This window comes from Synechococcus sp. M16CYN, assembly GCF_040371545.1.
Lineage (GTDB): Bacteria > Cyanobacteriota > Cyanobacteriia > PCC-6307 > Cyanobiaceae > Parasynechococcus.
The window spans coordinates 1,116,591-1,142,663 of sequence record NZ_AP029048.1; the positions used below are offsets into that span (position 1 = coordinate 1,116,591).

18 protein-coding genes are annotated in these 26,073 nt (G+C 34.3%); 9 read left to right on the top strand and 9 right to left on the bottom strand.

All coding sequences use genetic code 11. From position 1 onward, the window contains the following. Nucleotide 1: 1 nt before the first annotated feature. Both ABWV55_RS05475 and ABWV55_RS05480 read right to left on the bottom strand, forming a co-directional pair. Nucleotides 2-769: a fatty acid desaturase gene (locus ABWV55_RS05475; protein ID WP_353292603.1), complete on the bottom strand. Its 768-nt coding sequence runs from the start codon at nt 767-769 to the stop codon at nt 2-4. Beyond that, nucleotides 759-1,715: an orange carotenoid protein N-terminal domain-containing protein gene (locus ABWV55_RS05480; RefSeq protein ID WP_353292604.1), complete on the bottom strand. Its 957-nt coding sequence runs from the start codon at nt 1,713-1,715 to the stop codon at nt 759-761. Before ABWV55_RS05480 ends, ABWV55_RS05475 begins: the two co-directional genes overlap by 11 nt. A 2,977-nt stretch (nt 1,716-4,692) precedes the next feature. Between ABWV55_RS05480 and ABWV55_RS05485 the strand changes: the two genes are divergently transcribed. Continuing rightward, nucleotides 4,693-5,472, top strand: a complete 780-nt coding sequence (locus ABWV55_RS05485; protein ID WP_353291159.1) for a DnaJ domain-containing protein — start codon at nt 4,693-4,695, stop codon at nt 5,470-5,472. Nucleotides 5,473-8,042: 2,570 nt separating this feature from the next. On the opposite strand, the gene ABWV55_RS05490 is transcribed toward ABWV55_RS05485, so the two are convergent. Continuing rightward, a complete protein-coding gene (locus tag ABWV55_RS05490; protein WP_353291160.1) occupies nt 8,043-8,270 on the bottom strand; it encodes a DUF3136 domain-containing protein in 228 nt (75 codons plus the stop codon). A 429-nt stretch (nt 8,271-8,699) separates the two neighbouring features. Between ABWV55_RS05490 and ABWV55_RS05495 the strand changes: the two genes are divergently transcribed. The 4 genes from ABWV55_RS05495 to ABWV55_RS05510 all read left to right on the top strand — a co-directional run bounded on the left by ABWV55_RS05495 (nt 8,700) and on the right by ABWV55_RS05510 (nt 15,607). Further along, entirely contained in the window at nt 8,700-9,386 is a 687-nt protein-coding gene (locus tag ABWV55_RS05495; protein WP_353291161.1) for a response regulator transcription factor, read from the top strand. 1,028 nt (nt 9,387-10,414) lie between these two features. After that, entirely contained in the window at nt 10,415-10,738 is a 324-nt protein-coding gene (locus tag ABWV55_RS05500; RefSeq protein WP_353291162.1) for a hypothetical protein, read from the top strand. 694 nt (nt 10,739-11,432) lie between these two features. Then, nucleotides 11,433-12,299 (top strand): NAD-dependent epimerase/dehydratase family protein, encoded by an 867-nt coding sequence (locus tag ABWV55_RS05505; RefSeq protein WP_353291163.1) that lies wholly within the window; start codon nt 11,433-11,435, stop codon nt 12,297-12,299. 3,182 nt (nt 12,300-15,481) lie between these two features. Continuing rightward, a complete protein-coding gene (locus tag ABWV55_RS05510) occupies nt 15,482-15,607 on the top strand; it encodes a hypothetical protein (RefSeq protein WP_353291164.1) in 126 nt (41 codons plus the stop codon). A 2,335-nt stretch (nt 15,608-17,942) separates the two neighbouring features. Here ABWV55_RS05510 and nth read toward each other — a convergent pair. Continuing rightward, nucleotides 17,943-18,614 (bottom strand): endonuclease III, encoded by a 672-nt coding sequence (gene nth / locus ABWV55_RS05515; protein WP_353291165.1) that lies wholly within the window; start codon nt 18,612-18,614, stop codon nt 17,943-17,945. Nucleotides 18,615-18,813: 199 nt separating this feature from the next. Here nth and ABWV55_RS05520 point away from each other — a divergent pair, with 199 nt between their 5' ends. Together ABWV55_RS05520 and ABWV55_RS05525 are read left to right on the top strand one after the other, a co-directional pair. Further along, entirely contained in the window at nt 18,814-19,695 is an 882-nt protein-coding gene (locus tag ABWV55_RS05520) for a metal ABC transporter substrate-binding protein (RefSeq protein ID WP_353292605.1), read from the top strand. Next, on the top strand, nt 19,695-20,435 hold the full coding sequence (locus ABWV55_RS05525) for a metal ABC transporter ATP-binding protein (RefSeq protein WP_353292606.1): 741 nt from the start codon (nt 19,695-19,697) through the stop codon (nt 20,433-20,435). Before ABWV55_RS05520 ends, ABWV55_RS05525 begins: the two co-directional genes overlap by 1 nt. A gap of 1,085 nt (nt 20,436-21,520) precedes the next feature. Here the strand turns inward: ABWV55_RS05525 and ABWV55_RS05530 are convergent. Continuing rightward, the gene (locus tag ABWV55_RS05530) at nt 21,521-21,643 is read right to left on the bottom strand and encodes a hypothetical protein (RefSeq protein WP_353291166.1); all 123 of its coding nucleotides are present in this window, start codon (nt 21,641-21,643) and stop codon (nt 21,521-21,523) included. A gap of 17 nt (nt 21,644-21,660) precedes the next feature. Between ABWV55_RS05530 and ABWV55_RS05535 the strand changes: the two genes are divergently transcribed. Both ABWV55_RS05535 and ABWV55_RS05540 read left to right on the top strand, forming a co-directional pair. Next, on the top strand, nt 21,661-22,530 hold the full coding sequence (locus tag ABWV55_RS05535; protein ID WP_353291167.1) for a metal ABC transporter permease: 870 nt from the start codon (nt 21,661-21,663) through the stop codon (nt 22,528-22,530). A gap of 280 nt (nt 22,531-22,810) precedes the next feature. After that, a complete protein-coding gene (locus ABWV55_RS05540) occupies nt 22,811-23,119 on the top strand; it encodes a TIGR03894 family protein (protein ID WP_353292607.1) in 309 nt (102 codons plus the stop codon). A gap of 1,081 nt (nt 23,120-24,200) precedes the next feature. On the opposite strand, the gene ABWV55_RS05545 is transcribed toward ABWV55_RS05540, so the two are convergent. The 4 genes from ABWV55_RS05545 to ABWV55_RS05560 all read right to left on the bottom strand — a co-directional run bounded on the left by ABWV55_RS05545 (nt 24,201) and on the right by ABWV55_RS05560 (nt 25,973). Beyond that, complete coding sequence (locus tag ABWV55_RS05545; RefSeq protein WP_353291168.1) at nt 24,201-24,620, bottom strand: NUDIX hydrolase; 420 nt, start codon at nt 24,618-24,620, stop codon at nt 24,201-24,203. Continuing rightward, nucleotides 24,621-25,109, bottom strand: a complete 489-nt coding sequence (locus ABWV55_RS05550) for a hypothetical protein (RefSeq protein WP_353291169.1) — start codon at nt 25,107-25,109, stop codon at nt 24,621-24,623. It lies immediately after the preceding gene. Nucleotides 25,110-25,334: 225 nt separating this feature from the next. After that, nucleotides 25,335-25,520: a hypothetical protein gene (locus ABWV55_RS05555; protein WP_353291170.1), complete on the bottom strand. Its 186-nt coding sequence runs from the start codon at nt 25,518-25,520 to the stop codon at nt 25,335-25,337. A 141-nt stretch (nt 25,521-25,661) separates the two neighbouring features. Continuing rightward, complete coding sequence (locus ABWV55_RS05560) at nt 25,662-25,973, bottom strand: hypothetical protein (protein ID WP_353291171.1); 312 nt, start codon at nt 25,971-25,973, stop codon at nt 25,662-25,664. Between the last annotated feature and the right edge of the window lie 100 nt (nt 25,974-26,073).

Here is a 26,073-nt window from a genome sequence, read left to right on the forward strand (position 1 = left end):
TTTAAAGAGCACGATCAACGCTAACGCTAGCGAGCTCACTTTTCAGTGATGTACGATGTAGATCAGGTAGTTTGAACCATGGCGTATTCGGGCTCAGATGATGTTCTAGATGGTAGCCAAAGTGATAGCAAGCTGCAAATGAGATAATTGGATGAAGTGAAAGACTGCTTGGAAATCGTTTTTTAGAATTAGTCCCCGTTTGTTTATGTGGTAACCATGTACCTACGGTAAATAATTGAAATGAGCTAATGATTAATGGCAATATACAAAAGAAAATTATATTTTTAATAGAACACGAATTTATTATTTGAAGCATAAAAAACCAAGCACTGACTAAAATAAATAACTGCTTATAGCCTAAATAATTCATTAAAAATTTAAAATACCAGTTAAAAGGCATTGAGCTTACAGACAAATGAAAATCAGGATCAAGCGGTGACTCAGGAAATTGATGATGAAGTGAATGCTTTTGGGAACAAGATTCAAAGGATAAACCTGCATATAAAAATAAACAAATTTTTCCTATTTGATTATTAAGTTCCTTATTTAATGGTGCTAAACTATAGTGCATAGCATCATGAGCAAGAATAAATAGTCCCGTGTGTAGAAATGATCGCAATATAATAAAAGTTAAAATCCAAGCTACTGTCCATTGATGAATATCCCTGGATATAGCGATTACTAAAGTTAATAACCAAGCCAAACCAACCAAAGTTGCTATAAGTAAACTTTGGCGATGGATTGGAACTAGATCTATTTCATTTGCCACCAAGTTTTAACAGTTCGGCTGGAGAAGCAAGTAAATCAATAGCAACAAAATAAATTTTATCATTTTCATCTAATAAAAAACGCCATGCAACATTCATGCCAACCTCTTGGCCAAACCATGGAGTTTGTACTTTTCCAGTAACTTTAATTTGGTTAAATCCACTATCTGCAGGTTCACTAAAGCCGCCCTGTGGCATTAGCTTCAAGTTCTGACAATCACGACGGAAAAATTTCAGTATGGCTTCTCGTCCAACGATAGGACGTTGAAATGGAGGTTGAAGAGCTCCGTCGTCTAGAAATAGGTTAATTAGTTGATCAAAATCATTAGAATTAAGAAGCTCCATATAACTAATAATTGTTTGGTTTAGAATACCTGGAATAAAAATCTTTTCACGTTTATCATTCGGGGTAGGCGCTATAATTGGCTCAGCCTGTATTTGATCATCTGTAACATCTGGATCAAAGCCCATATCAGCTACAAAGTTGCGTAACAAACTAATTTGTTGACCTTGTTCAACTTTCTTGACAGCTTCTAAGACTGAGGATGCGTTAGCTGAAAGTTTGTAACCGGGGGGGATTGGTGCAACTTTACTCGCACGCATAAGCTCTCCGAGCTCATACCAGAAGCCCAGCTTAACATTAATGGACCAAAATGCATAGCGCGTTGCAATCGGAGAGTTGATTTTGCTTGCGAGATCGCACATCACCTTAGTCTGTTCATCAAAGCTCATCTCTAAAATTTCGTCAAGAGTAGGACGAGCAAGAGCCATTCGCGCTGCACCAGGGGCAGCAACGGTGATAGTTTGACCCATTTCAAGATATGCAAACCAAATTAGTGCCAATTGGTCTTCCGCACTCAGCAGCTTGAAACGGGCGGTGATAGCAGGGACAGCATCAGCTGTTTGAGTATCCGGAAAAATTTGACGAGCTTTATCAATCGTGTACATTGCATTTTGGATTTGTGATGTAATGAGGTTATCACCATACAATTGATTATGTCTTAGTTTGCCGTAATACTCTTATTTCTAAGCATTATATGTACAAAATCTAGTTTCTCACACTGTTAAGATTTGCTATTAGCAATTCTTTTACACACTTGTAGGGATTGCTAGAGGATTTTGAATGTAAATAAGTCTAAAAATTTCTAGTTTTAAGTAGAAATTTTGACTACGAGATTACTACATTAAATAACTCTATTTGATCTGTCTATTAAAATCAGTATTTTCAATAACTTAGGCAAAAGTTTAAATACATGAGATATTAAGAGTATTAGATTTTCTTTAAAATTAATTTCAATAAAATTTTATCTTCTAAAAAGTTCAATATAAAGCTATGTTTGATTGAACGCTTTTTCATGAACCAAAGTACTTTTATGTTTTTACCAAAATTTTTGAAGCAGAAAGTCAAATCTAATTAATTTTAATTGTCTCTGTTACTAAAACATAGAATTTGTTGTCAATTAAACATGTTAAGCTAACTTAAGCTAAAGTTAGCAAGAGTAATTAGATATTTATTTGTTAATAAAAGATTTTATCTCAAACCGCATGAAAGTTTTTATATTAAAAGGCTATTATACTTGATTGTCAGATAATTATTTGAGATTTTTAGTTTCAAGAACTAAACTAATTATGAGAAATATGCAATCTATAATCAGATAAGATTAACTATGTCTTGACTAAATTTTAAATTTATTACTCTTTATTTATTAAAAAATGAGCTCAATGTTTTAATTATACCCTAATCAATGATTTTTAGTATGTTGAATAGCTTGTCAAGTTTAAAATTTAACTTCTTTATAAGAAAAATATGAATTTATAGCAATATCATACTAATACAAATTGTTCTTACCTTAAGTTAGCAATTTTGTGCCAAATTCTTAATATTTTAATCTATAAACTTTCAAAGGATATATAGTCTAGTTCTTTAAATTAATTAGTTAATATATGTAACTAATTTTCTTAAAATCTATAGTAACTTTTATTGCAAGCTAATAATTTTAGTATCTGCTAATTATTAATTAAAAATTTAAAGTAATCATTTATTATAATATTAATAGGTTAATCCTTAACCATAACTCTTAAACTTAAACTAATGAATAAAACTAAATACTAATATAAATTTTTAGTTTAAGCTTATTAAGCTCTAACTTATTGATTGATATCTTATTTTGATTTGATTATCTCAGAAGGATCATATTTATACAAATAAAATTTATATTGCTTATTTAAAAAATAATTAGTTTCTTATAGGTTTTATACATGATAATTTTGTTATCTTATAGAATTTATTCTGTATTATTAACAATTTTACTTATTGAACTAATTCTTAACTCTTTAGTTTTATTGTAAATGCATTTTGCCTCAGTTATTTAGTAAATTTACAGCTACTGCTAAGGTAACTGATTCAATACATATAAATATTAGCTAGAGCAAATACTGTTATAAATAAAATAAAGATATTTACGTAAAATTTGAGTTATTTAATGTTAACTAGTAAATTATTATTATCTAACTTAAAAAATGACAATATTTAGCATATATTCTCTTAAAATATTTAGATTATTATTGTTAGGATATTCTTATTTTTTATTGTTCTGAAGTATATAGGTTAAATATTAAAAATCTTAACTACATAAAATTTGATTCGCCTCATATTATTTGCCTTAGGAAAATTTACATACTTTATTCAGTTTACGCTATTAAATTAATAAATAGTCTTTAGCGATAGTATTCAATACTTTATTGCACTAAATAATTTTATATTTTTTGCATGAATAGTGATTTTTTATTCTATAAGAATTAATTACTGTGTTTTTAGTATACAACTGATCTAAAAATTTTAGCGTATGTACTAGTTCATGACTTCTAAAAACTAATAATATTTTAACTGCTGTTAATAGTTATTAAACAAGAAGACTTTTTATGCGTTAAGTTTATATTGATCTAAAAGTAATGTACTAATCAATATAAACTAAGTTATTGTTAACCTTTAATAACATTAAATAAAACATAATACAGTATTTTATTAGTCTTTCTATTATTCAATGTAATTATATGAATTTTGCCATGCTTTAATTATTGAAGACAGATTAAAACTATTAGGATTGTGGACATTATTGTACGCTATAATTAATTAATATCTTTATATAGAAATAATAATTGCAATTCTTTCAAAATATACTTAAATACATATATTGCGATAACGCTAATCCACTAAGTAATATAAAATAGCTGTTTTCATAATTTAGTTTAAATCTCAAGAGATATTATCATTAATTACGAATTAAATTAGTTTATCGTAATTTATTGTAAAACTAATTTTAAATTTGAGGTGCTCTATATATAAATTGAGACAAATATTAAATCTAATAAATCTTTGATTGTTTACAATCTAAGCACTTAAATTGATAATTTTTTCTAATAGTGTAATTTTTATAGCGAATATATTACCCTCTATCAGACTGGATAAGTTTAACATACATACCGTCTGCCGTTAGATTAAAATTAATATCCTTATTTATTTATCTTATTAATAAAAAGTTTTGAGCTAAATATCTTATACTTCCTAATTAGTTTTGATAATCACTTAAGTAAAATTTATTAATGCTAATGGTTTACGCAGTTTATATGAACATAAAATGCTGAAACTAGCTTGAATATCATTGATAAACTGTTGGTTATTAGCTTAAAATATTTATATAAATAATAGCACTTGTTGATTCTAATTCTGCTCAATGTATTTTATTGCTTTTAATTCTCATAAAGTTAAGTTCTTAACAATCATTATAATAACTACTAAATAAAGCTTATATCGCAAACTGACAAACCTAGTTCCTTTTGGTGTTCTAATCAAGAAATTTTGCCTTGACGGACTTCGGTCAGCGCTACATTAATGACAATGACCTTCTTATGTTAAAAGCAGACCATGGGCTTTGATCCCCGTCAATGGTCCGCTGGAGCTCATTCATATGCTCGTGGGCGGGTTACGAGCAATGTTGAGTCGCTGTTAGCGGAAAACGAATTACTGCGCCAAGAAGTACAGTCGTTGCGTCGACAGCTTGACGAGTTTCGGTGTCAGCAAAATTGCCAACCCAAAGAAACCCAGACACCCCGTTATAAGGAGAGAAACCCCAATATACTGATTCCTAGGGTCACAGTATCTCAAGTAGAGGGTTGGGGTAAAGCCATGGCAGAACAAAAGGGATGGCATAATCTCCACCTTAACAATCTTTTGACTTTAATTGAACAATTGAATAGTAGTAGCTTTTATCCTCAGCTTAATTTACAGCAGCGTCTTGATCGTTTGATGCCAAGACTTGGCAGTGATCTTTATTGTGCAATATCTGGCTCGCTCACCAAAAAGCATAGTGCAGTGTTAGCTGCTTTCGCTCTTTATGGAATACGTACTAATGAATGGCTTGATAAGGATCCACAGCGGGTAGTAACAGAGTTATGCAACCGTCAAGAAATGAAGTCTTCTAGACGATATACAAGGACCGATCGACGTTCTAGCGACAGCTACGATCATAATCCTCAGGACCCAAGAATAGCTGCCCTTAAAATTCTAGGCCTTCAAATTGATGCATCTACACAGACGATCAAACAGGCACATCGTCGTTTAGTGAAGCAGCACCACCCGGATCTTGGTGGATCAGTTGAAACCTTTCGTCGTGTAAATGAAGCCTATCAATTCTTACTAAGTTAGGTCTTCCATTGAACATCTTTAGCAGTTAATTCTCACTTGAAAATTATTTTTTAATGATTGATATAAAATCTTTTGCTTTTGAAATGCTATCTTTTAATTAATTTACAAACTTTGTTAAAAACCTAATAATAACACTTAATTAATGTTACTAGCCATCTACTTTCACATAAAATTATTCAAATTAAATGTCTATATAATGACATTTATTAAAGCTAATATATTGATAACTTTTGCAATAAATAGTAAGTTTGGCATTTACAAAAAATGAAATTTATCTTCGCTCAATTAATTACATGAGCATTTTGCTAATTAATAATATATATATTATTATTTTGTAGTTTTTATTTATTTAAATTTAGCTTATACATTAACTTTTTATGATTTTTTAATCTAAATTTTTAGCTTAATAAATATTAATTCAATAGTTTTCTATTGATAAAATAAAAGTAGAATTACTTTATCTTTTTAATGTAAAATTGTCTATAATTAAAAGAGTAATTTGTTATTATACTATTAATTATTAAATCTAAATATATGTGATATAATACTACAAAATTAATAGACTAAAACTAATTAAACTCATCAATATTTTATTTTCTATAATAAAGTATATCAAGGCTAATAATCTTAATTAATATTGGCAACTAAAATTACTAGTTTACAGCTAAGTATTATCCTTAATAAATTTTTAACTTAATGCTTATTATTAATAAATTTATTTATCTAGCTTTAGCTCATTAAAGTACTAATATTTCTCAAATTCTAGTGTAAATTACTGCTATAAAAACTTAAAATTAATTTTATCTACTAAGAGAAGTATAAATATTCTTTCATAGAAAGTATTTTTTCTAATTTATAGTAATTTTACTTGATTTTTAACAAAATTAAAATAATTAACTATTTTAGATATTTATATATCATTGTAATAACTCTTTACAATTATTTTAAAGATATTGCTTTAAGTAAATATATTATTCAATATAATTAGAGCTATTCTAATTATTTTTTAAGCAAAATTATAATGGACAAACTAATACTAAAAAATAAATGGTTAATTTTTATGAGCAAAAAATGACGTCTAGTATCTAGGATCTAAGAATCATTATTCTTTTCTTGAGATGGCAAATCTGAGGGCTGTATCAGTACGTATACAACAGCAACAGTAAAAATTACTCCTACGATAATTAAAGCAGTAATTGCCATAGTGTAGTCAGTCATAAAGGTGCTAGTAATCATTAAAATTTTAACACTTCTATGTTGCTAATAAAAATAATTATTGAAGTCCTAAAATTTTGCCTGATTTTATTATTTCGAATTAAATTAATTTAGTCTTAATAATTGGAACTGAGGATAAATAAAGTTTGACTTTAATAACATGATTAATAAAGCTAAACACTTAATTTTTATAATTATTTGTTATTATTAGTCTTTGTTCAGAGAAATAAATTTTAGACTCGCGAACTGTTTACAAAAACTTATTTATTGAAGTACAGATACTTTAATATTGCTCATAATTTTTAGCGTTTAAAGTCTTTTTTGATAATTGTAGCGGCTATGTAATGTATTGCGATTAAAACTAACTATGAGGTCAAAAGTTTTAAGCTGCATTAGCCTTGATTTAGTTAAAATTAATATATAAATATATCTTAAAAACTTTATTAATATTTTGTTTTGGTAAGCTATAGAATAATTATTTTCTTATGTAAGTTTATATTATTCAGCGGAAATTTAATTTTGACTGTGAAACTTTTAAATTGAATAAAATTTGAGTTTCTTATTTAAGATAGTAAAGCTAGCAAAAGATCTTGTTTAATTAGATAATTATGTTATTTTCTTGGATCCATGGTTTTAAATCTTCTCTTTTATCAAAAAAATAATACCTCCTAGTCTAGTATTATCATATGATTTAGTGAATAATAAATTTTTAATCAATTACTTTTTATAAAAAATTTTAATTGTACCAGCTTAGACATTATGTAAATTTATTTTATTTAAGCATATTGTTAATACAAGCATAGTATATAGTTCTCTTCTTTTACAGAAATTACGTAAATAGTAATATTTTACTTGTTTTTTTATTCTATTATTTTTGCGTGTCTACATTAGCATTACACTTTTATTGTATTAAAGTTTTTATTTATATTATCTTAGCTATTTCTTATATTTATTAGTACTAATTCTAATTTATTTTACTAGTTAAATTAGAAATCTAAATAGTTTTATTACGCTTTTATAGATTAAGATGTCTTATTTGTATTCTTAACTAACAAATAATAAGAGTATAATTATTATATTGGGTCTTTAAAAGATTAAAAAACTAGTACAATGTAAAATACTTTTAAATTTGGTATAAAATTTTTTAGTTTATCTCTTTACGTAATGAATTATATTGTTTATTCAACTAACTCTTAATACTTTATTAAATACATTTAATCATTGATTCTAGCTTTTAAACAATCATTAAAACTAGCCCTAACATATTTTATTATAATTAGCTTTTATACCTATTAGATTAGACCTTACCCCAAAATTTTTAATTAATTATTATGTATATTATTGATTATATTTTATTATTTAGTTCGTTTACTTATGATTTCACTTTGCATGATTTGCATCAAACGCTCCGGGGACTTATATTGTTTTGGTAATGAATGATGTAATTTCTCAAGTCGTTCCCAACATAACGTTCGTCTCAAACGTTCAGGCTTTTGTCCGTCTCGTAGTAAGAGCTTCATAGCTTTGCAATATAACGGATATTTGGCTTCGAGTTCACCAATGGTCAGTGTTGTGGATGGCATTTCTTTCTATCCGGTTATTTGCTCCCAAGTGTGGCATGTCCTTAGCTACCCCCCAAAAGGGGACAGACTAACTGTCCCCTTTTGGGGGATCAACGTACTCCCAGCTTATAGTCTGATTTTTAAAAGTTACCTTGTTTATATTTCTTAAATATAAAGTTTACATGTATATGAATAAAAACTATTAAATACTTAAAAGTTTGTTAGAGCAATAGTGAGCATACATAGTGATATTATTTATATAATAAGGCTTAAAAGTAGAGATATATTAATATAATTTTTTGAAAAAGCATAAGAAGCTAATTTTTGATAGTTAATTATAATCTTAATTTAGACTTCTCTACATGCATTGATGTTTATAATGGCTAATAATGTTATCACTTAATAAAGGTAGATGCCTTATAACAATAATTTACCAGTTAATTAAATCTAATGGACCTTACTCCATATCTTCAAGCTCTATCTCCCTCAACAGTTAATAAAGCTTTTCTACCTATAGCAGTCAATGGTAAGGTTGCATTAGCGGTAAGGGGACGTTTTTTTCTACGTTGTTTTTATGAAAACTTTAATGAAAGATCTCATATTGGCTGTGCTGTCACCGATGAGAAAAGTTGTTTAAAGTATTTAACTAATCAGGTATTTGAGTTATTGATTTGTACTGATCAGCTTGAACACGGCAACGGTTATGAATTGGTTCGTAAAGCTAAAAAACGACAACCTCGCCTTAAAGTTATCGTCTTAGCCCTTACGGATGAGATTCCTTCAGAATATGCTAACTCACCATGGCTCGAAGCTGTTGTTGCAGAAACTGATATAATCAGAGAAGTAAAACCACTAGAAGCGGCTTTACTTGCTGTTACCGAACGTCACTGCTATCGCAGTCCTTCTTTGCGTTTGAGAGAGTTGTCTTCTTTTAAATGTCCCCGTCTTACTCCTCGTGAGTATGAGGTTTTAGATCGATTGGCGTGCGGTATGACCGATAAAGAAATTGCTGAAGCATTGGTTATTAGTGAACAAACCTCCCGAACTTATACTAAGCGTTTGCTTAAAGTACTTAAGGTTAATAACCGTATTCAAGCTGTTTTAAAAGGTGTACGTTGTGGAATAATTCAAATTTGATATACGATGGTACTTAAAATATTTTAATTAGCCAAAGATATATTTATTTCCAGGTATCTTAATTTATTAATTAAATAATAATTTTAACTTTCGACAAAAATCTTTTGGAGTTTAAGTCGCTTCAAAATAAATAGGTGTAGCCATCAACTAAAACTTGAGTGATGCGAGACTGATTATATTGATCGCTCATTTTTAAAGGCATTATCCAAATATTTTCTATTGAACCTACTTATCTAATTTTAAGATAATTATATTTTACTAGTGCAGGTAATAATATATTAAAATACTTTGATACCCTTTGATTAATTCTCCAGTTATTTTTATTAGTAATTTTTCTTCAAATACAAAAAGAAACAATCTTATTTCTCTATCTTAGTTAATAGGCTAGGGCTAGCGAGTGCTGAATATCCTTTAACTAGAAGACTAGTTACAGATACTAATTTGTTTTTGTTGATTCTAACTGATAGCTTTGTTAAAAAGCTGCTGTTAATAATCCTTGCAAATATTGATATAGGTAGGATAAATTATTTCTGTTATACAATTGAATTTTATGATTAAATTTTTATTATTTAAACTGTAATTAACTCTTTAACTAAAATTTTTCTAAAGCTTATCTTGGCAGATATGACGAAATTAGTTTTATTAGTCTTGCTATATCTAGAATTATTTTATTTTTTAGTATGATTTTGACTATAAAAATAATGGTTTTTATTTATTAGCTTCTGCAATAAAAAATATAAATAAAGTAGCCAATAATTATGTCAATTTTAAGGTTTGAAAATAATTAATCTATCTTAATATTTTACTGACAGTTACAGAGAGAAAACAAAGAATTTCTGCTATCAATTATTAAAGTATCACTTTTATTAATAAAAATTAAATATTTTATGACTAATTTGCTGTTTCAGCATCAAATTTTTTAACCAATTATTGATTAGTTGTTTTATCTTTTGTTTAATAATATCAACCATACGCTTTAGCTTACAAAGCAGTTTACTGGGTATACTGCTTTACATTAAGTTCTCCTGATGCCACCGTCGCGCTCTAAGAAACAACTTGAACGTGATCTTCAGCTTGCTAGGGATCAAGGCCGTTGGCTAAGTGAGGATGAACATTTAGAATTTGAAAAACGAGAACAGCTGCGTACGAAACTACTAGTTCTCACTGGAGTCTGTATTCTCTTACCTCCTTTTTGGCCATTTGCTTTCGGCCTTATACTCTACTTGCTTTTTCCACGATCAATTTCGCGTATTGGCATTGCGGCAATAGCCGCAATGGTCGTAGGTGGACTATTAATGATGGCATTATTTATACTGATTATAATTAACTTGGTCAATGTTCTTATTCGGTAATATCTTTGTAAGATTATAAATAAATGATGATACATAGTTATTAGTTTCTCTGGCTCTATAATTTATTATTGTCCAGTATTTGTGTGAAAGTAAATTGTTAGTAGTTATTCTTCTAGTTCATTTTACCTTCAAATCTGCTACATTTTTAAGATGAACTGGATCCTGATTTTAAATTTTTCGCGCCTGATAGCCAAACTTTATCTTACTACTAGAGAACTAATTTTATTACGTTAAAGGATAACTAGTTAATATAAATAATAAATCTTAACTTTGTCATTATTAAATATTTTATTACCATTATGATCGTGTTAATTAAGGTTTATGAGAGTTAAAACTAACGATACGCTAAGTTGTACGATGAACGCGAATTATTATATAGAACAGACAAAAACTACTCGAATGACTAATAGTGAGTTACTGGACAATTAGAATACTTCTTGATTATCTCCGAATTTATAATGTCAAAATTATCCTGGCTATGCTAATTAGTCAATCTTTAATCTCAAGAAACTAGAATAAGAATTTGTCTACAGCTCAGGATAGCTCGACTAATAACTCTATGGGTTTAATATATTAACATTATTTAGTTTATACTATTTCAATATTACACTTGATAATATAAAAAGATACTGTATTAACTTGCTCTCCGTTAACGCCTTTTCATGTTAATTTTTGTCAAGGTTATTAATCTGTAATGATGTCCGGCTGCTTTGGGATTGTAGGTTGCGGTTACGTTGGTTCTGCGGTAGCATCATACTTCCGGTCTAAAGGTTTTGAAGTCACAGGAACGACTAGAAACCCATCTCGGCTGACTTATATTTGTGATTTTGTCGATCATCCTCGAATTTATAGAGCTGAAGATTCTGAAGCAGATGTCAGCTTCCTTGACGGACTTGATGGTCTTTTGATCGCAGTCGCCCCTACCTTAACAGATTCGCAGGAAGACACTTATCAGATGGTTTATGGAAAAGGAGTTCCAGCTCTTATAAATTCTCTCAATCAACGTTCCACGGATCGTCCGCTTCATGTCATCTATCTGAGTAGTGCAGGGGTTTACGGCAACCAAGGTGGGGCAATGTGCGACGAAATTACGCCTCCTGATCGGTCTCATTCTAATAATGCTATTTTAGCTGGAGCCGAGGATGCTGTCCTAAGTTTAAATTCATCTTCCATTAATTCTTGTATTTTACGCCTCGGCGGAATTTACGGTCCTAACAAAGATATTGCGTCTTTTATCTGTAGTGCATCTGGACAAATCATTCCAAAAAATGGAGATCATATCAAAGCTTGGATACACTTAAATGACATTATTTACGGAGTTTATTTTGCCTTTCAAAATCGTTTAGAAGGTATTTATAATCTTGTGGATGATCTTCAATTGTCTCGTAGAGATCTTTCAAATATGCTTTGTGCTAGAATGGGAATAGCGCCGGTTATTTGGGATAACTATGATCAACCCGATTCGCATATTTTCCATGCGCGTGTGAGCAACTCAAAGTTGCGGGCGCTTGGATTTCAACCCTCCGTTCGTTCGATGTTTGATTTCCTAGTAGCGGCCTAGACCAATTACTACTTCGCCCAGTAGCTTAAAAAAACCCAGTGCCATGACCTGCTTGTATGTCAGTTGTTATGGATCCTGCCCTTCTCACAGTTTCTATATTAGAAGCGTATGTATCGTTGAATTATTAACCAGTGTTAGCAGATATCTACTGCACAACTTAACTTGATAAATCAGTATAACCACTATCCCTATCGCTTGACTAATTTGTAGGAGGAGTATTGCCAAAGTGTTTTCAAGACCAATTGTATGACTGCTTAGGAAATATTAAATTACCGTTCTTTTTCTTGTAATAAGATAAATATTATTAAGCTCTATGTTTTAGCAGGCAATTTTTAAATTGATCATCCTAAAACCCGTTCGTTTTAAAGTTAGTATTTGTTGTTATCAAATTAAGTTTGCTTTAGAACTAGTTGCCCGTGAGCAATAGATGATAAAACTATCGTAACAAATCTAAATAATTAGAAAAATCTGTTACTCTATATTTTAGTAAATAGTTAAGCTTTAATAATTTAGTTTATATTGCGTTAATTTTTGCACACGGGCAATCTTACTTTTCTTCTTGCAGCGTTTTTAAACTCTGTAATAGCTTGGCTTTTACTGAGCAAGTTTTTTTGGTTTGTAAATTGGAGTTGCGTAAAGCCACGTTTACCCTACTCAGTTGATTAGAACTTGTTTGTTCCGTTCTGAGAATTTGTGTTGGACGATTTTTGTATTGAATTTGCTTACGCCTTAGCAATTTTGCTGATCGAGTTAAATGCTGAACTAGAAGATTTTGCTGAACAAATGGATCAGCTTTCGTTAGTGAAACTAGATAGCATTCTCTGATTTACCACCAAACGTTTTCTGCTGTTGCATACTTCTTCAACTAAGTATCTAGGCTTAATCTGATGAATCAGTTTAGCTTGTTCGTTTCAACTTACTAGACTGGGATCTAGCTGCATAACATATGAAAGATATTTAATATTTCAAATAATTAATTATTTTTAAACTTGTTGTTGTACTAGCCTAAAACTCACAGATAGTTATCGATGGTTTTAAGAGTCGTGTACTAACCATAAGTAACTATTTTTAACTTTAATAAGCCAAATTAGCTATCTAATTCTAATCTAACTAAATATTTACTTACGCTAAGCATCGACTGTTTATCAATAACAATCTTAAAAGATCATGAATTCATTATAATTTAAATCATCAGACACGGAAAGGTTGTAATTAAGCTAACTATAGACCTGGTCAAGTTCTTAATATTGACCTTAGCAATTTACATTAGCAGCAATTTTGTAAAGGATTAAGATCAAATTATTATACTAAAATAAGGTTGAGAAAAGTAGTTTAAATATGCAGTTTTCGCTAGGAAACTCTCTTAAGCAACCTCAAGAGTTAGTAATTTAGTAATATATATTGATGTGATTCTGATATAATTTTACTTTCATGATAACCATGCACACTATCAATAATAAGTATTGTTATATTAGCTAATGATAAACCTTAATTGCTTAGAATTCACCGCAAGATTCAATTAGTTTATCTATCAACAATTTAAGTTTTAGCAATAAAATCACCTAAATCTAGTGTGTATTGTAAAATCCTTATAAAATTAGCCTCGACCATTATAAATGGAGATCAGTTATTGTAGCTTAATTTTGTCATCTGCTCCTCTTAATAGTTGTTTTTATGCTCGTAATTAATTTTATTCGTTATAACTAATGATATATCCTAGTGAGAGCATTCTACTAACATAAGCGATTTGCTAAAACTACTAAATCTTCCGGGTTGATTCAAAAGCTGCTTAATAAAGTTGATTTAATCAAACTCTTTTTTAGCAACAGTGGTCAATCCTGACTTCATTAATGTCTCTATTAACATAATACTGCGGAACAATTTTTATATCAACAACGCTGAAAGTTCCTATTTAGGTAACTACTTAATAACGGTATGAAAAATATTGTCTAGGATGCTCAAGTAGTATGCTCTGCTACAATGCGCCGTCTTATTACCGCTGTCTCATCCAGCATATATGGTTAACTATTGATCGTAATCCCAACGATTATGACTGCTATAACAATGATTATGTTAACAAGGTTAATCACTTAGTTGTATACTTTTATAGAATAAAATTCTAGAAACTAACTACTCTTTGTATAAAGAGTAATGTAGTAAGCATACAGCCAATATCGATAAAAATAACCAATCTTGCTAGGGATAAATATGGTGTCGGATATTGCAGTAACCCAGCCTATTAGGGTTAAAGTATTGACTGACATTAACCAAATAAGTTTACCTAAGGTATTATAATAATCTCGGTTACCTAATTGTTTCGCCTGTTTTTGCAGGCTATCCTATAATACATTTGACAAGCACTTTAGCAGAATTGACGGGTGATTCATAGAATTTGTTGTACTTTCTGGGCTAATTAAAGAGAATCTAATAGCTTTAAGTAAGTCTCGCTTTTTACTATAATTGTCGGATTATTTCTGTTATTTTAGAGCTGATATAAAAATTGTTCTATAGAATATCTTCTTGTGATTACTCTAAGATTGATTTTGATATCTATTTATTTACTTTAATAAAAATAAATTATGATCAATTTTATTGGTAATGCTAAATTACCAAAGCGATTAAAAGAGCTTTGTAGAACATGAAGCGATAAAACAAGAGAGATCAATATTTGAAATTTAATTTTGTTACATATTGATTAAAATGTTTACTGCTAAAATTATTTAACCTATATTTTTTGCTTCTCTTTACGATACTTTTTGTGTTGATGATGAATGAATGCGCATTCTTTAATTTATTGACATAAAGTTTTTCCTCCTTAGATTTCTTAAAGCCTAGTAGATATTCTCGACGTGAGAAGTAATCTTGGCCTTCTGACGTTGCTGTGTGAAAAGTTGTTTTTTGTGTGATTCTATTTCATTAAATGGTACATTATTATTTAATTAATCTCTTAAAATTAATATTAATTTGTGTTAACATATTACAGATACTGTCTACATCTGTGATATTCACTCATTAGCATTAAATTAACAAGATATCATTGGTTATCTTTATGCCTGAAACTTAAGTGTTGGTGGTGTTGAAGGGATAGAGCTAATCACTCACTTCTGCAAAGAACATTTGCAATACTGTGCATAATGGTTAGAACCAGGCAACGTAAGTACTCGTTTCTCCACAGTTAGTCCATGTTGTTATTTGCATCTCAGACGGCTCAGGGCGGTCCTACTGTCATTCTGCCCGCTCTTTTGATTACGGGATTGCTAGTGGCAGCATCCCAGGCATTTGTGCCAAGGGGCGGTAACCAAGACTGACCGATTTAGAGGAATCAAAGGGTTAAAACTAATTTTCGACTGGTTTCAATCCTACAACGATTTTGACTTTCAACTCATTGATAAAGATCAATTGTTTAAAGCATTTATTCCAAATGCAGGCTATAGCAACTTTTTGATTTGGGTACTGAGAGTAAGCACCCTTCATAGGCTTAAACCGGTCAATTGTTCATGCTAAATTAGTTTTTTCATTCTAAGCTTAGTCGTTAATAGAATTTATATTTTCTTATTCTTGAAACTCTGGCTGTTACGCAATATATAGTGAGCTTATTTTTTTATGAAAGAGTCTAATTGCTATTTTAAATCCTATTATTTAAAATACAGTAAGTTAAAGCGAATCGGTTACTGCTACCAATCTGCTTCAAACATTACCAAATAAACTATTTCTAGAAGAACAAAATATTCCTTAAATTCGTGATTAATTAATGGTAAAAATAACGCTAAAAGTTATTATTAGTTAGTTGCTAAATGTAATTTGCTACTGATTATATAGATAATTACCGCTAACTTTTGGCTTCTCAATAACAATTTGATCATTGGATTTTAAAATTTGTGAACATTCATAAAAAGTTAGATTGCTATTCATCTTGAAGAGATAAATTAATATGAGTATGTTACGTCGATTTTATTATGTTAGTGTGATATTACAATTAGTTGACTAATTTTTCGTCTTGATCTCGAATAATAAATTTTACCAAGATATGAGTTAAGTTTTAGTTATTGGCTATATCAATTGCTATTGTATCTAGACTAATAACTAATTTATAAAAACTCGCTATAGCTCAATTATTTGCACTACATTAATAATATGGATAGATTTGAAAAAAGTGGTTTGACTTTCTTAAGGCGTTGCCTATGAACTGTTCAGGACTTCGTCGATAAATTTTTTAGAGATGATATTGTTATTTTGATTAATAGTTTCCATTGAATTTTCGTATGACTGAGATTCTTAATGGTGATGCGAACCACTGCAGCAGCATCATGCCTAATTCATCCACGGCAAATTTACCTGCAACTTAAGCCACCTTAAAAGATAGCTTTACAAATTTTAATACAAATAAATAACAAGAGTTTGCTCACATATCCATATTTTTTATACCACATAGGTACGCCCGAGTGACAATTTTGGCACTGTGGCAGTAGTTCTCGAGCTAAGTATTCAAAGTGTACTTAGCCTAGAAGAAACCAGACATGGTAGCGGCGATTGTGATAACAACAAGGCGCTAATATCCAGTTTAAATGCATAATAATATTTAAAGTTTAATTACTAGTGTACTTATTGTTTGCATCCGCTTGTATTAAAGAGGTGGAAGCATAGCTCCCATTGCAACGCTTTAGAACCATTTGGCTACACTATAATCTATACCGCGATAACAGAGATTTTTGCTACCAGCTATTGTTTGTTGTTGAGCGATCGACTTGTAAACTACTCCTCTGTAACATAATTGCTGCTTACGCGAATGAGTTAATGGTGTATGCTCGGAGTCGATGTAGTTGGGATTTTGGAAAGTACGGTTTATTGTGGTCCGTGCGCGATCAATTATCCAAGTATTGATAGTATAGCTTTTAATTAATTGAAGTGTGTTCATAAGACACTTTCCCTCGATTGCCCATACCCCCGTTGCTTGGCATGGATCTGACTGCAGCTTTGCAAGAAAACTCAACGTAACCATATTATAGCATTTCTACGTTAACCGTTGCCTCCTGAATTATTACTATGTACTTCTCCTCATAAGAGTAAAAGTTTTATGGCTAGACTGACGCCTTTGCTAATTAACTTATTCATTTATTTATATATAAAATGTAATATAGAATAGACTTAATCTTAGTAATTATTAAGGTAAGATTACGGACTTAGTTTAAATATTAAGACAGATATAATCTATTCAAATTTAGTAAAAAAATTGAATCAGTTACGATATAAATGAATAGCATTAATATCAATTATTGAAAATTTCAGCCTAAACGATGACTGTATTGAACATCACATTAGTAATTTAACTAAATATTAAGTTAAATAATTGACTCGTTTAAACTTTAGCTAACCTATTAATATATTTCATATATAGCAATGTCCAAAACATTTAAATCAGTGAAATTGCTAGTTCTCTCCTTATTAAATTAACACTAATTTTTGGACAGAATTAACTCTTTTATTCATCAATAGTAGATTAGTAAATTTGTTTATGCTAAACTTTTTATAAATCATATTTAATTTTACTATGTCTATGCTAATATTATTTTTAATTAATTTATTTTATCCACATAAGCTACTTCACTTTAAACTATACAATTGCTGTTTAAACGACCAGCTTGTTTAAGCTTTTCGTGTGACTACTGGTTTGCGGCGTTTAGGGAACAACTCTCGACAAAGAGGGCAGACTCGTCCATCACACCCTCGAGCTGTACAAAATTCTCTACCGTAAAAAATGATTTGTAGATGGAGTCGATTCCAGTGTTCTCTTGGGAAAAGTTGCTTTAGATCCTTCTCGGTATTAATTACAGTTGAACCATCACTCAAATCCCAACGTTGAGCGAGGCGATGAATGTGAGTATCCACAGGAAACGTAGGTACACCGAAGGCTTGAGCCATAACTACGCTTGCGGTTTTATGACCAACCCCTGGCAAAGCTTCGAGTTCTTTCAAGCTTTGAGGTACCGTACCTGCATGGTTCTTCATCAAGAGTTCGGCAAGCCGGCGCAAGTGTTTGGCTTTCGTCTTGGCCAAGCCGAGTTGACGAATGTGATTTGTGATGGTTGTTTCATCGAGAGAAGCCATCGCAGCAGGATCTGGACCCGCAGCTAATAACGCGGGCGTGACTTCATTGACCTTTTTATCCGTACATTGAGCGCTCAATAAAACTGCCACTAGCAGGGTGAAAGGATCCCTATGGTTGAGTGGGCTTGTCACTTCTGGGTAATATTGATTCAACCTTTTCAGGATGATCTTGGCTCGCTCAGATTTGCGCGAAACATTATTGTGTGACACTATGCTAGTCTCTAGCCAGCCAGACCTTACTTAAATAGATGCGGCAGTGTGGCCGAATTGTATCAATATCTGGTTCGCACTATACCCCCGTCACGTGGTTTTTAGTCGAGGTATCTGAGTGAGCGGGTCGTCCAGACATAGAAGCCTGGCAGCATCCCAGCTGACCACTCGAGTTGCGACAACATTGGTTGCTCTAGGTCTGCTGATTTGCGGATGTGGTAACCGCTCTCAAACCACTCAGAACGATCAGCGCCCCAGGGTCCTTGCAACCTTCACGATCCTAGCAGATTTGGCCAGAAATGTAGCCGGTGATCGGCTTCGAGTAAGTTCGATCGTGAAGGAGGGTTCCGAAGTCCATGGATATCAGCCAACGCCTAGCGACATTGAACGATCCGTGGGAGCAGATCTTTTAATTGAAAACGGACTAGGCCTCGAACTCTGGGCTCGTCGATTCACAATGGCAGCAGGAAATATTCCTACCCTGACTATTTCTCAAGGGATGGAGCCCCTTTTAATTGGAGAGGATTCCTATGCAGGGAAGCCAAATCCCCACGCCTGGATGTCGCCGCGACGCGCTATGGACTACGTTGACCAACTGCGAGAAGCCTTTATCCGGCTAGACCCCAAAGGTGCTGAGTACTATTCAAATAATGCTGAGATTTATAAAAAGCAACTTCAGGTCTTAGATTATGAGCTTCGCCTTGCCGTTAAGACAATCCCACCTCAACACAGAATTTTAGTAAGCTGCGAGGGCGCTTTTACTTACTTAGCAACTGATTACGGACTTGAGGAGGCCTATTTGTGGCCGGTCAATGCGGAAAGTAGGATTACACCCAAGCGCATGGCCCGACTGATCAATACAGTGCGCGATCGTGCAGTTCCTGCGGTTTTTTGTGAGAGTACGGTCAGTGATAAAGCTCAGAGAGAGGTAGCCTCGGTAACCAATGCTCGCTTTGGTGGCACATTTTTTGTAGACTCAATCTCCGAACCAAACGGACCTGCGCCAACGTTATTAGATCTACAACGACACAATGTAAGGCTGATTCGTGAAGGTTTGACAGCTCCAGGAGAACGCAGTTGATTCGCATTGAAGCTAAGCAACTTTGCGTTGATTACGATGGCATCACAGCGCTGTACGATGTTGGCCTACACTTACCGGCCGGTTGCATCTGTGGTTTAGTCGGGATGAATGGGGCTGGCAAATCCACGTTGTTTAAAGCTCTCACCGGTTTTGTTCGCCCATCTCAAGGATTGATTCGGATCAATGGTTGCAGTATGCGCAAAGCCCAGCGCCAGCAAGCGGTTGCTTACGTTCCCCAAAGCGAAAGGATTGATTCTCAATTCCCCGTTTCGGTTTGGGATGTGGTGATGATGGGTCGCTATGGGGCGATGAACCTGTTGAGGATTCCGCGCAATTCCGACCGAGCTGCTGTTCGAGACGCTCTTGAACGTGTGGAGTTACTGGAACTTCGTAACCGTCCAATTGGTACCCTCTCTGGTGGTCAACGTAAGCGTACCTTTTTAGCTCGAGCAATTGCCCAAAGAGCTGATGTGTTCTTGTTAGATGAACCATTCAACGGTGTCGATGTACGCACTGAAAAGTTGATGGCGCAACTGTTTGTTCAATTTCGCGAAGATGGATATACTATCCTAATTTCTACCCATAATCTTAACCATGTGCGAGATTTCTGTGATTTAGTGGTACTGATTAATAAGACGGTACTCGCCTATGGTGAGACTTCTAAAGTGTTTACACCTAAGAACCTTGCGATGACTTTTGGCGGGCTGCCGCCAGATTTACTGATTGGCAACGGCTCATAAAAATTTAGTTTAAACCATTGACTACACTTATATCTAAGCGTCCGCTATTTGATGCCGACTTAGTGACTCTCTAGACAAGCTTGGTTCCGTATTCACGCCTTACACCGTTCCACTTCTACATGCTCAAGATTTGTCGATTCCATATCAAGTGTTAGCAATGTTATCAAGGCTTTCGTCACAATCCAGTGCTTCATAAAGACACTTAATTAGGGGAATGGCGTAAAACATAACGCTTAGGTTAATAAGCAAGTGCTTGCTTGATTTTTGATCTCCAAGGAAAACTAGGAACAATACTGTATTAAGTCTTTGTTTACTTGGAGTAAGCGAACTCCAGGTCCGTGTTGTAAGAAGGTAGTCAGCTTGGTGAGAGGAAAATTTGCTCCTCATTAGCGTTCGCCAATCAAACCGAGGGAAATCCAGGAGCAACCTAGTACAAGTAAGCCCGTTAACATTCCAATAGTTCGTGTAGGTTAAATCCTACAAGTTTAAAAAATCGGGAGGATGCAACAAACTAGTCAAGATATTGAAGCGTCCTTCTCCTTGCAATTGCGGATACCACTATTACTGTAAGGGCAAGATTGACCATCACATAGCTCACAGCCAATAGGTTGTTTATGTTGCACTTACCTAGGCTTTAGGTCGGTTGTGCTGAGTCTGTCCAAAAGGATTTGACTGGTCAGAGGTTACTCAAGAGCGTTTAGCTGAGGACCCTCGTAGCACCCAGGTTCCTTGCCTAACCACAGATTAGACTAATGAGGAAAATCCAAAAGTCGTTTTAGAGCGCGACCATTCCGTTTCGGTATCTCCCGCGGCCTACAAGGCTGCTGGTTGTGCTGACCTCAGCTTCTGTAGTATTTTGTATTCCTGCGTATTTATGCAATCACCACCTGAACCAGGCCATTAAAGGCTAATGACCATCGGCGGCATTGCTACTATCCACGATCTTTATTAATTTGGTAGAAGCTTAATACACAGGTTGGGTGTCTAGCTCGGGGAGCTGTCTAAAAGCTGGTGCATGTGTCCGAGTACAAGTAAATTCTGCTTCCTGGCATTGGGAGATAATAAGAAGCAATTAGAGGGTGATTTCATTGTCCTGGCATAGATAAAGTTATGCAACGGGAGGCTTTGCTAGGTAAGCAGGCGACATAGAGCCCAGCCAAGCCGTACGAATTAGTTGGACTATGGGGAGCATCATGCCTACGGCTCATGTGCTCATACTGAATTGATGGACTTTCTGTTGGAACCGCTAAGGCACTCCTTCATGGTGCGGGCGTTGATGGTGAGCGCTTTAGTCGGTGGGGTTTGCGGATTATTATCCTGTTACATGACCCTGAAAGGCTGGGCTCTAATGGGGGACGCGGTATCACACGCTGTCCTTCCAGGAGTTGTGGTTGCCTATGCTCTTGGTCTGCCATTTTCTCTCGGTGCATTTGTATTTGGGGTGGGGTCGGCCGCTGTCATTGGGTTTGTAAAACAAAAGTCGCGGGTAAAAGAAGACACCGTAATTGGTTTGGTTTTCACCGGCTTCTTTGCTCTCGGCTTGGTGCTTATGTCAAAGACTCGAAGTAACATCGACCTCACTCACATCTTATTTGGCAATGTCCTTGGGATTACTTCTGCAGACATTTTTCAGACATCGCTGATTTCTTTACTAGTGCTGTTGCTGTTGCTTATATTTCGCAGTGATCTGATGCTCTTTTGCTTCGATCCTACTCATGCGCGCTCCATTGGCATCAATACTGGAATTCTGCATTACATGCTTCTTGGCTTGTTGTCTCTTGCTGCTGTAGCGGGGTTGCAAACAGTTGGAATCATTCTTGTTGTGGCAATGCTCGTGACTCCAGGGGCTACGGCCTACCTATTAACTGATCGCTTTGATCAAATGACACTGCTAGCTCTGTCTAGCAGCGTGTTGTCTAGCTCAATGGGCATATTCATCAGTTACTGGACCGATAGCTCTACAGCTGGTTGCATTGTACTAGTTCAAACCACTCAATTTCTCCTTTCGTTCTTATTTGCTCCCCGTCATGGCCTCCTGCGCCATCGCAGAGCTATCAACCCTTTAAGCAATCAAGACAAGAGTGAAGCTGGTTGATGTAGTTGTCTTTACTTGCCCTCTGTCTATTGTAACGTAAATTCGCGCTAGGAATTAGGTACAAACTCCGAGTTTGTGTCATGCAATCCTAACCTCTCTCCTATCATGATTGTCCTTATACACATTATCAAACCGTGAGATTATTGAACACCCGTCTAACAAAATGAAAAAAGTAAGAATAGACGGGTTTTTGCTGAAAGATTTCTAGTCTACGCTTCGTAATAGTTGTTTTTTTCGTCCATCCGATGTGCTTCCTTGTTAAGGATCCGTTTAACCAATGATGACCACCGACAGGGAGCTGCTCACAGAGGTAGCACTAGAGCTTTGGAAAACCACGAAAAAACTTCGACCTACCTTACCTAAAGCCCCAAGAGCACAACTTGTTCTTAAGGCTCTATTAACCATCGGAGATATCAGCGATCAGCTTCAGGCTGCAATGATCCTGGGTGTGATCGAAGCTCAAGAACCAGATGACAAGACTGTAGACAACAAAGTTGGTGAAGAAAAGTTCACAGAAGATAATATCGTCACCGTCGAAGAATCACGGTCGACACCTCGTGTTGTCCGAAAAAGAACTAGTGCTAGTTAGCTAGCATCTCAATTCTGGTTTCTGCTCAACAGCTTAGACCTGACTAACAAGCATTTGCCACTGATTAATAGTAATATTTTTGGAGCATCAAAATCGCCAAGCCGACATTTGAAGTCGAATTAGCCATAGCTTGTCTTATCTAGATTGCAATTGCTTCTAAGCTCTACCTGTATATTATCCAAGTGAGACGTTCATCTGGTTTCTTTTTTGGTCGTGATGATAGCAACCAAAAATTTGGAAACAATTTCTGTAACGATTAAAAATGATAGATAAGTTTGTCATATCTTAACGCCCACAAGTTCGTCGTGAAGATGTTGCCGTAGAAGACTTGTTTAGATAGGTATTGCTTGTGAAAAGCCAATAGATTCCTCCAAGGATGTGAGAGAAATATTTCATGAAAGGAGCTTAGTTTCACTAAAGTAAGCATCTTAAAAAGATGTCATTTACAATAATGCATGACTCTGGAAAGGATAAAACTCACTGCGGTTTAAGTACGATAGCGTCAATATAGTAGATTACTTAAGCCGTACCAACGCTATTGCGATAAAATCAAGCAGTACGTTAATAATTTAGTCACGCCTTTTAAGATCAAAGAGCCTGATTTGGCTTGTTGAAAATCAACACCTCAGGTTCGTAGACGAAAATCCCTACGATTGAATGGCTGTCGATATTGGTTATCAGACAGTTGATTATAGAGCTGATTCTGCTTGATATACTTGATGACGGTCACGTCGCCCAAAAGTTCAGATTTGAGGATCAGTTAAATTATAGTTGTATCGATCTAAAGAACTAACTCAGTAGCATTTTTAGGTAGTTATTAATTCTAGAAGAGGTTTTTTAACTGCCTATTATTTAGCATTGTCAGAGATTTACAGCTGGACTATAAATGCACATTGTATTAAATATTTAGATTTAATAAGTAACCTATCCAATTTATCAAACTATTATTACTAATAGTGTTCAGTACTAAAATTATGGCGAATTCATGTATTCATAATCCAAAATCTAGATAATAAAGCATAGACTAACCGCTAAGTCTAAATCTATTACGATCAATTTCGAGCCGCTTTTTAATGCCATTTCAATTATTCAATAAACGACTGATCACTATATTGAGGCCTGGCGCAATTGGCCGTGCTTGAGCTAAAGTTTCACTCCAAATCTTGCCTTTATGTAGTTCATTCAATGATGTTAGTTTGAGGTCTTGACCTTCAAGCAGCTTCAACCGTTGTACTGGCACCGTGAGCGGTCCTCGAAACACGTGCACGACGCTTTGTCCACTACTGTTACTAAACCAGTATTCCAAAGGAGCAGTAGGGCTCCAATTGATTTCTTCGATCAATTCGCGATGTATAGCTTGAGATGGTTTCTCTCCAGGATTGATATGCCCTCCGAATAAACCCCAGTGACCTGGATAAAGGACAGATTCAAAATCGTCCCTGAGTTGAAGTAACCATCCATTGTCCCGCTCAAGCACGGCAAGGGCGATTTCGCTATTCATTCAAACCTTTAATTGACTTGTCCAAAGAGCTAACCCGCCGCCTCTGCCACGAGCAATCAACCAGCCGTGCACGGGATCCAGGCTAATTAAAGCAAAAAATGGCTGTCGTTGAAAGGCGGGTGATTTAATGGCTTGCTTGAGTAGCGTTTGGTTGCCAAGCTTCAACTCTATCACTACGAACTTGAAACACAGCAAAGGGCGCTTTCCTTTGAGATGTGCCAATCCTTGAAAACTCAGTTGAAGACTGCCTAAGCTAACTTGATTTACAATTTTAAAGCGGTCATTCCGAATCGATTTGGTGAGGATAAGGCAAGCGTTCAAAGCACATAGAAGAAAATCGATTGCTTGAGCTGATGGATGACCGCAACGCTTCCAAGTAGAGCGCAATCGCCAACAACCACTGAGCTGGTCTGCTTGAACGCCACTGCCGAAGCGTCGGGCCTCTTGTTCAAGTCTCAACAAAGTTGCTCTACTGGGAAGTGGTGCCATTGAAATGATGGAATTAGGTAATGCAACCACTTCCTCGAAGCCAGGCTATACAACTAAAACTAGACCGGAGTGACATCCTAACGATCTGTATTTCACGTAGTTTTAGGATTGAGGTAGGTTGCAGCCCTAATACTTAGGCGGTCACATGACAGCCAAACAAATGCTGAGCTAACCGCTTTAGCCTGGCTGTTGTTTGCTTAGGTTATCAAAAAAGGTGCTCGGCTTTCAAGCCTCTGTCCTAAGAATTGAGTCGATGCAATTGGGGTGTTGACGGATGTAAGTGTTTAACTCCATGGCCCACAGCCTAGCTTCAAAGGCGTCACTGGCATAAAAGCAGGACTCGAGTTTTTTTCCGTCTGATGTTTTATGCCGAACGGTGTAAGGTTTGCGGCTCGGATCCAGACTGGACATAAATTTTTCCTTTACAACTTCACTGTGACATCAATCATGGCTGCAGCGCCATAATCTTTCGTTCATGTTTGCGTTTCAACGCTTCGTAAAGTTATAAAACGCTTTGGCTCTTTAGAAAAGCCCGTCGATCTGCTAACCGTGTCAAGCATCTGGTGATAATACAAAAAAGTCAATTATTAAGTCACCATTGTCATCTCGATTAATGCAGAACTTGAATTTCTCCACACTGCCCGACCAAACTCCGCCGTCTGGATCAGCTTGCTTGCCCTGACTATATTCAACCTTATAGTCGTAAAGCTCTTGAAAGATATGGGCAGCAACACTTGCAGCCATGTCTGCGTCCATCTCATCGAGTTCATGGGCTGCGACACTACAGCCTTCAAGCATTTCGGAGTGAAGGACATTTCCTTTTCCGATATCTTCAACAAGTGCAAATAAATCTGGACGTTCCATTTAAGATCGTATACCTCTGTGAAATTTGTCAAAATAGCTTTCTATAATCAGCCTCTTGAAAAGAGCAAAGATAAGCTAATTATCTGGATTTAAGTACCAT

What these genes read in the sequence shown, in the direction of transcription:
- ABWV55_RS05480 (WP_353292604.1), bottom strand. Translation starts at nt 1,715, where the DNA reads ATGTACACGATTGATAAAGCTCGTCAAATTTTTCCGGATACTCAAACA.
- ABWV55_RS05485 (WP_353291159.1), top strand. Translation starts at nt 4,693, where the DNA reads ATGGGCTTTGATCCCCGTCAATGGTCCGCTGGAGCTCATTCATATGCT.
- ABWV55_RS05490 (WP_353291160.1), bottom strand. Translation starts at nt 8,270, where the DNA reads ATGCCATCCACAACACTGACCATTGGTGAACTCGAAGCCAAATATCCG.
- ABWV55_RS05495 (WP_353291161.1), top strand. Translation starts at nt 8,700, where the DNA reads ATGGACCTTACTCCATATCTTCAAGCTCTATCTCCCTCAACAGTTAAT.
- ABWV55_RS05500 (WP_353291162.1), top strand. Translation starts at nt 10,415, where the DNA reads ATGCCACCGTCGCGCTCTAAGAAACAACTTGAACGTGATCTTCAGCTT.
- ABWV55_RS05505 (WP_353291163.1), top strand. Translation starts at nt 11,433, where the DNA reads ATGATGTCCGGCTGCTTTGGGATTGTAGGTTGCGGTTACGTTGGTTCT.
- ABWV55_RS05510 (WP_353291164.1), top strand. Translation starts at nt 15,482, where the DNA reads ATGTTGTTATTTGCATCTCAGACGGCTCAGGGCGGTCCTACTGTCATT.
- ABWV55_RS05530 (WP_353291166.1), bottom strand. Translation starts at nt 21,643, where the DNA reads ATGAGCCGTAGGCATGATGCTCCCCATAGTCCAACTAATTCGTACGGC.
- ABWV55_RS05535 (WP_353291167.1), top strand. Translation starts at nt 21,661, where the DNA reads ATGGACTTTCTGTTGGAACCGCTAAGGCACTCCTTCATGGTGCGGGCG.
- ABWV55_RS05540 (WP_353292607.1), top strand. Translation starts at nt 22,811, where the DNA reads ATGACCACCGACAGGGAGCTGCTCACAGAGGTAGCACTAGAGCTTTGG.
- ABWV55_RS05545 (WP_353291168.1), bottom strand. Translation starts at nt 24,620, where the DNA reads ATGAATAGCGAAATCGCCCTTGCCGTGCTTGAGCGGGACAATGGATGG.
- ABWV55_RS05550 (WP_353291169.1), bottom strand. Translation starts at nt 25,109, where the DNA reads ATGGCACCACTTCCCAGTAGAGCAACTTTGTTGAGACTTGAACAAGAG.
- ABWV55_RS05555 (WP_353291170.1), bottom strand. Translation starts at nt 25,520, where the DNA reads ATGTCCAGTCTGGATCCGAGCCGCAAACCTTACACCGTTCGGCATAAA.
- ABWV55_RS05560 (WP_353291171.1), bottom strand. Translation starts at nt 25,973, where the DNA reads ATGGAACGTCCAGATTTATTTGCACTTGTTGAAGATATCGGAAAAGGA.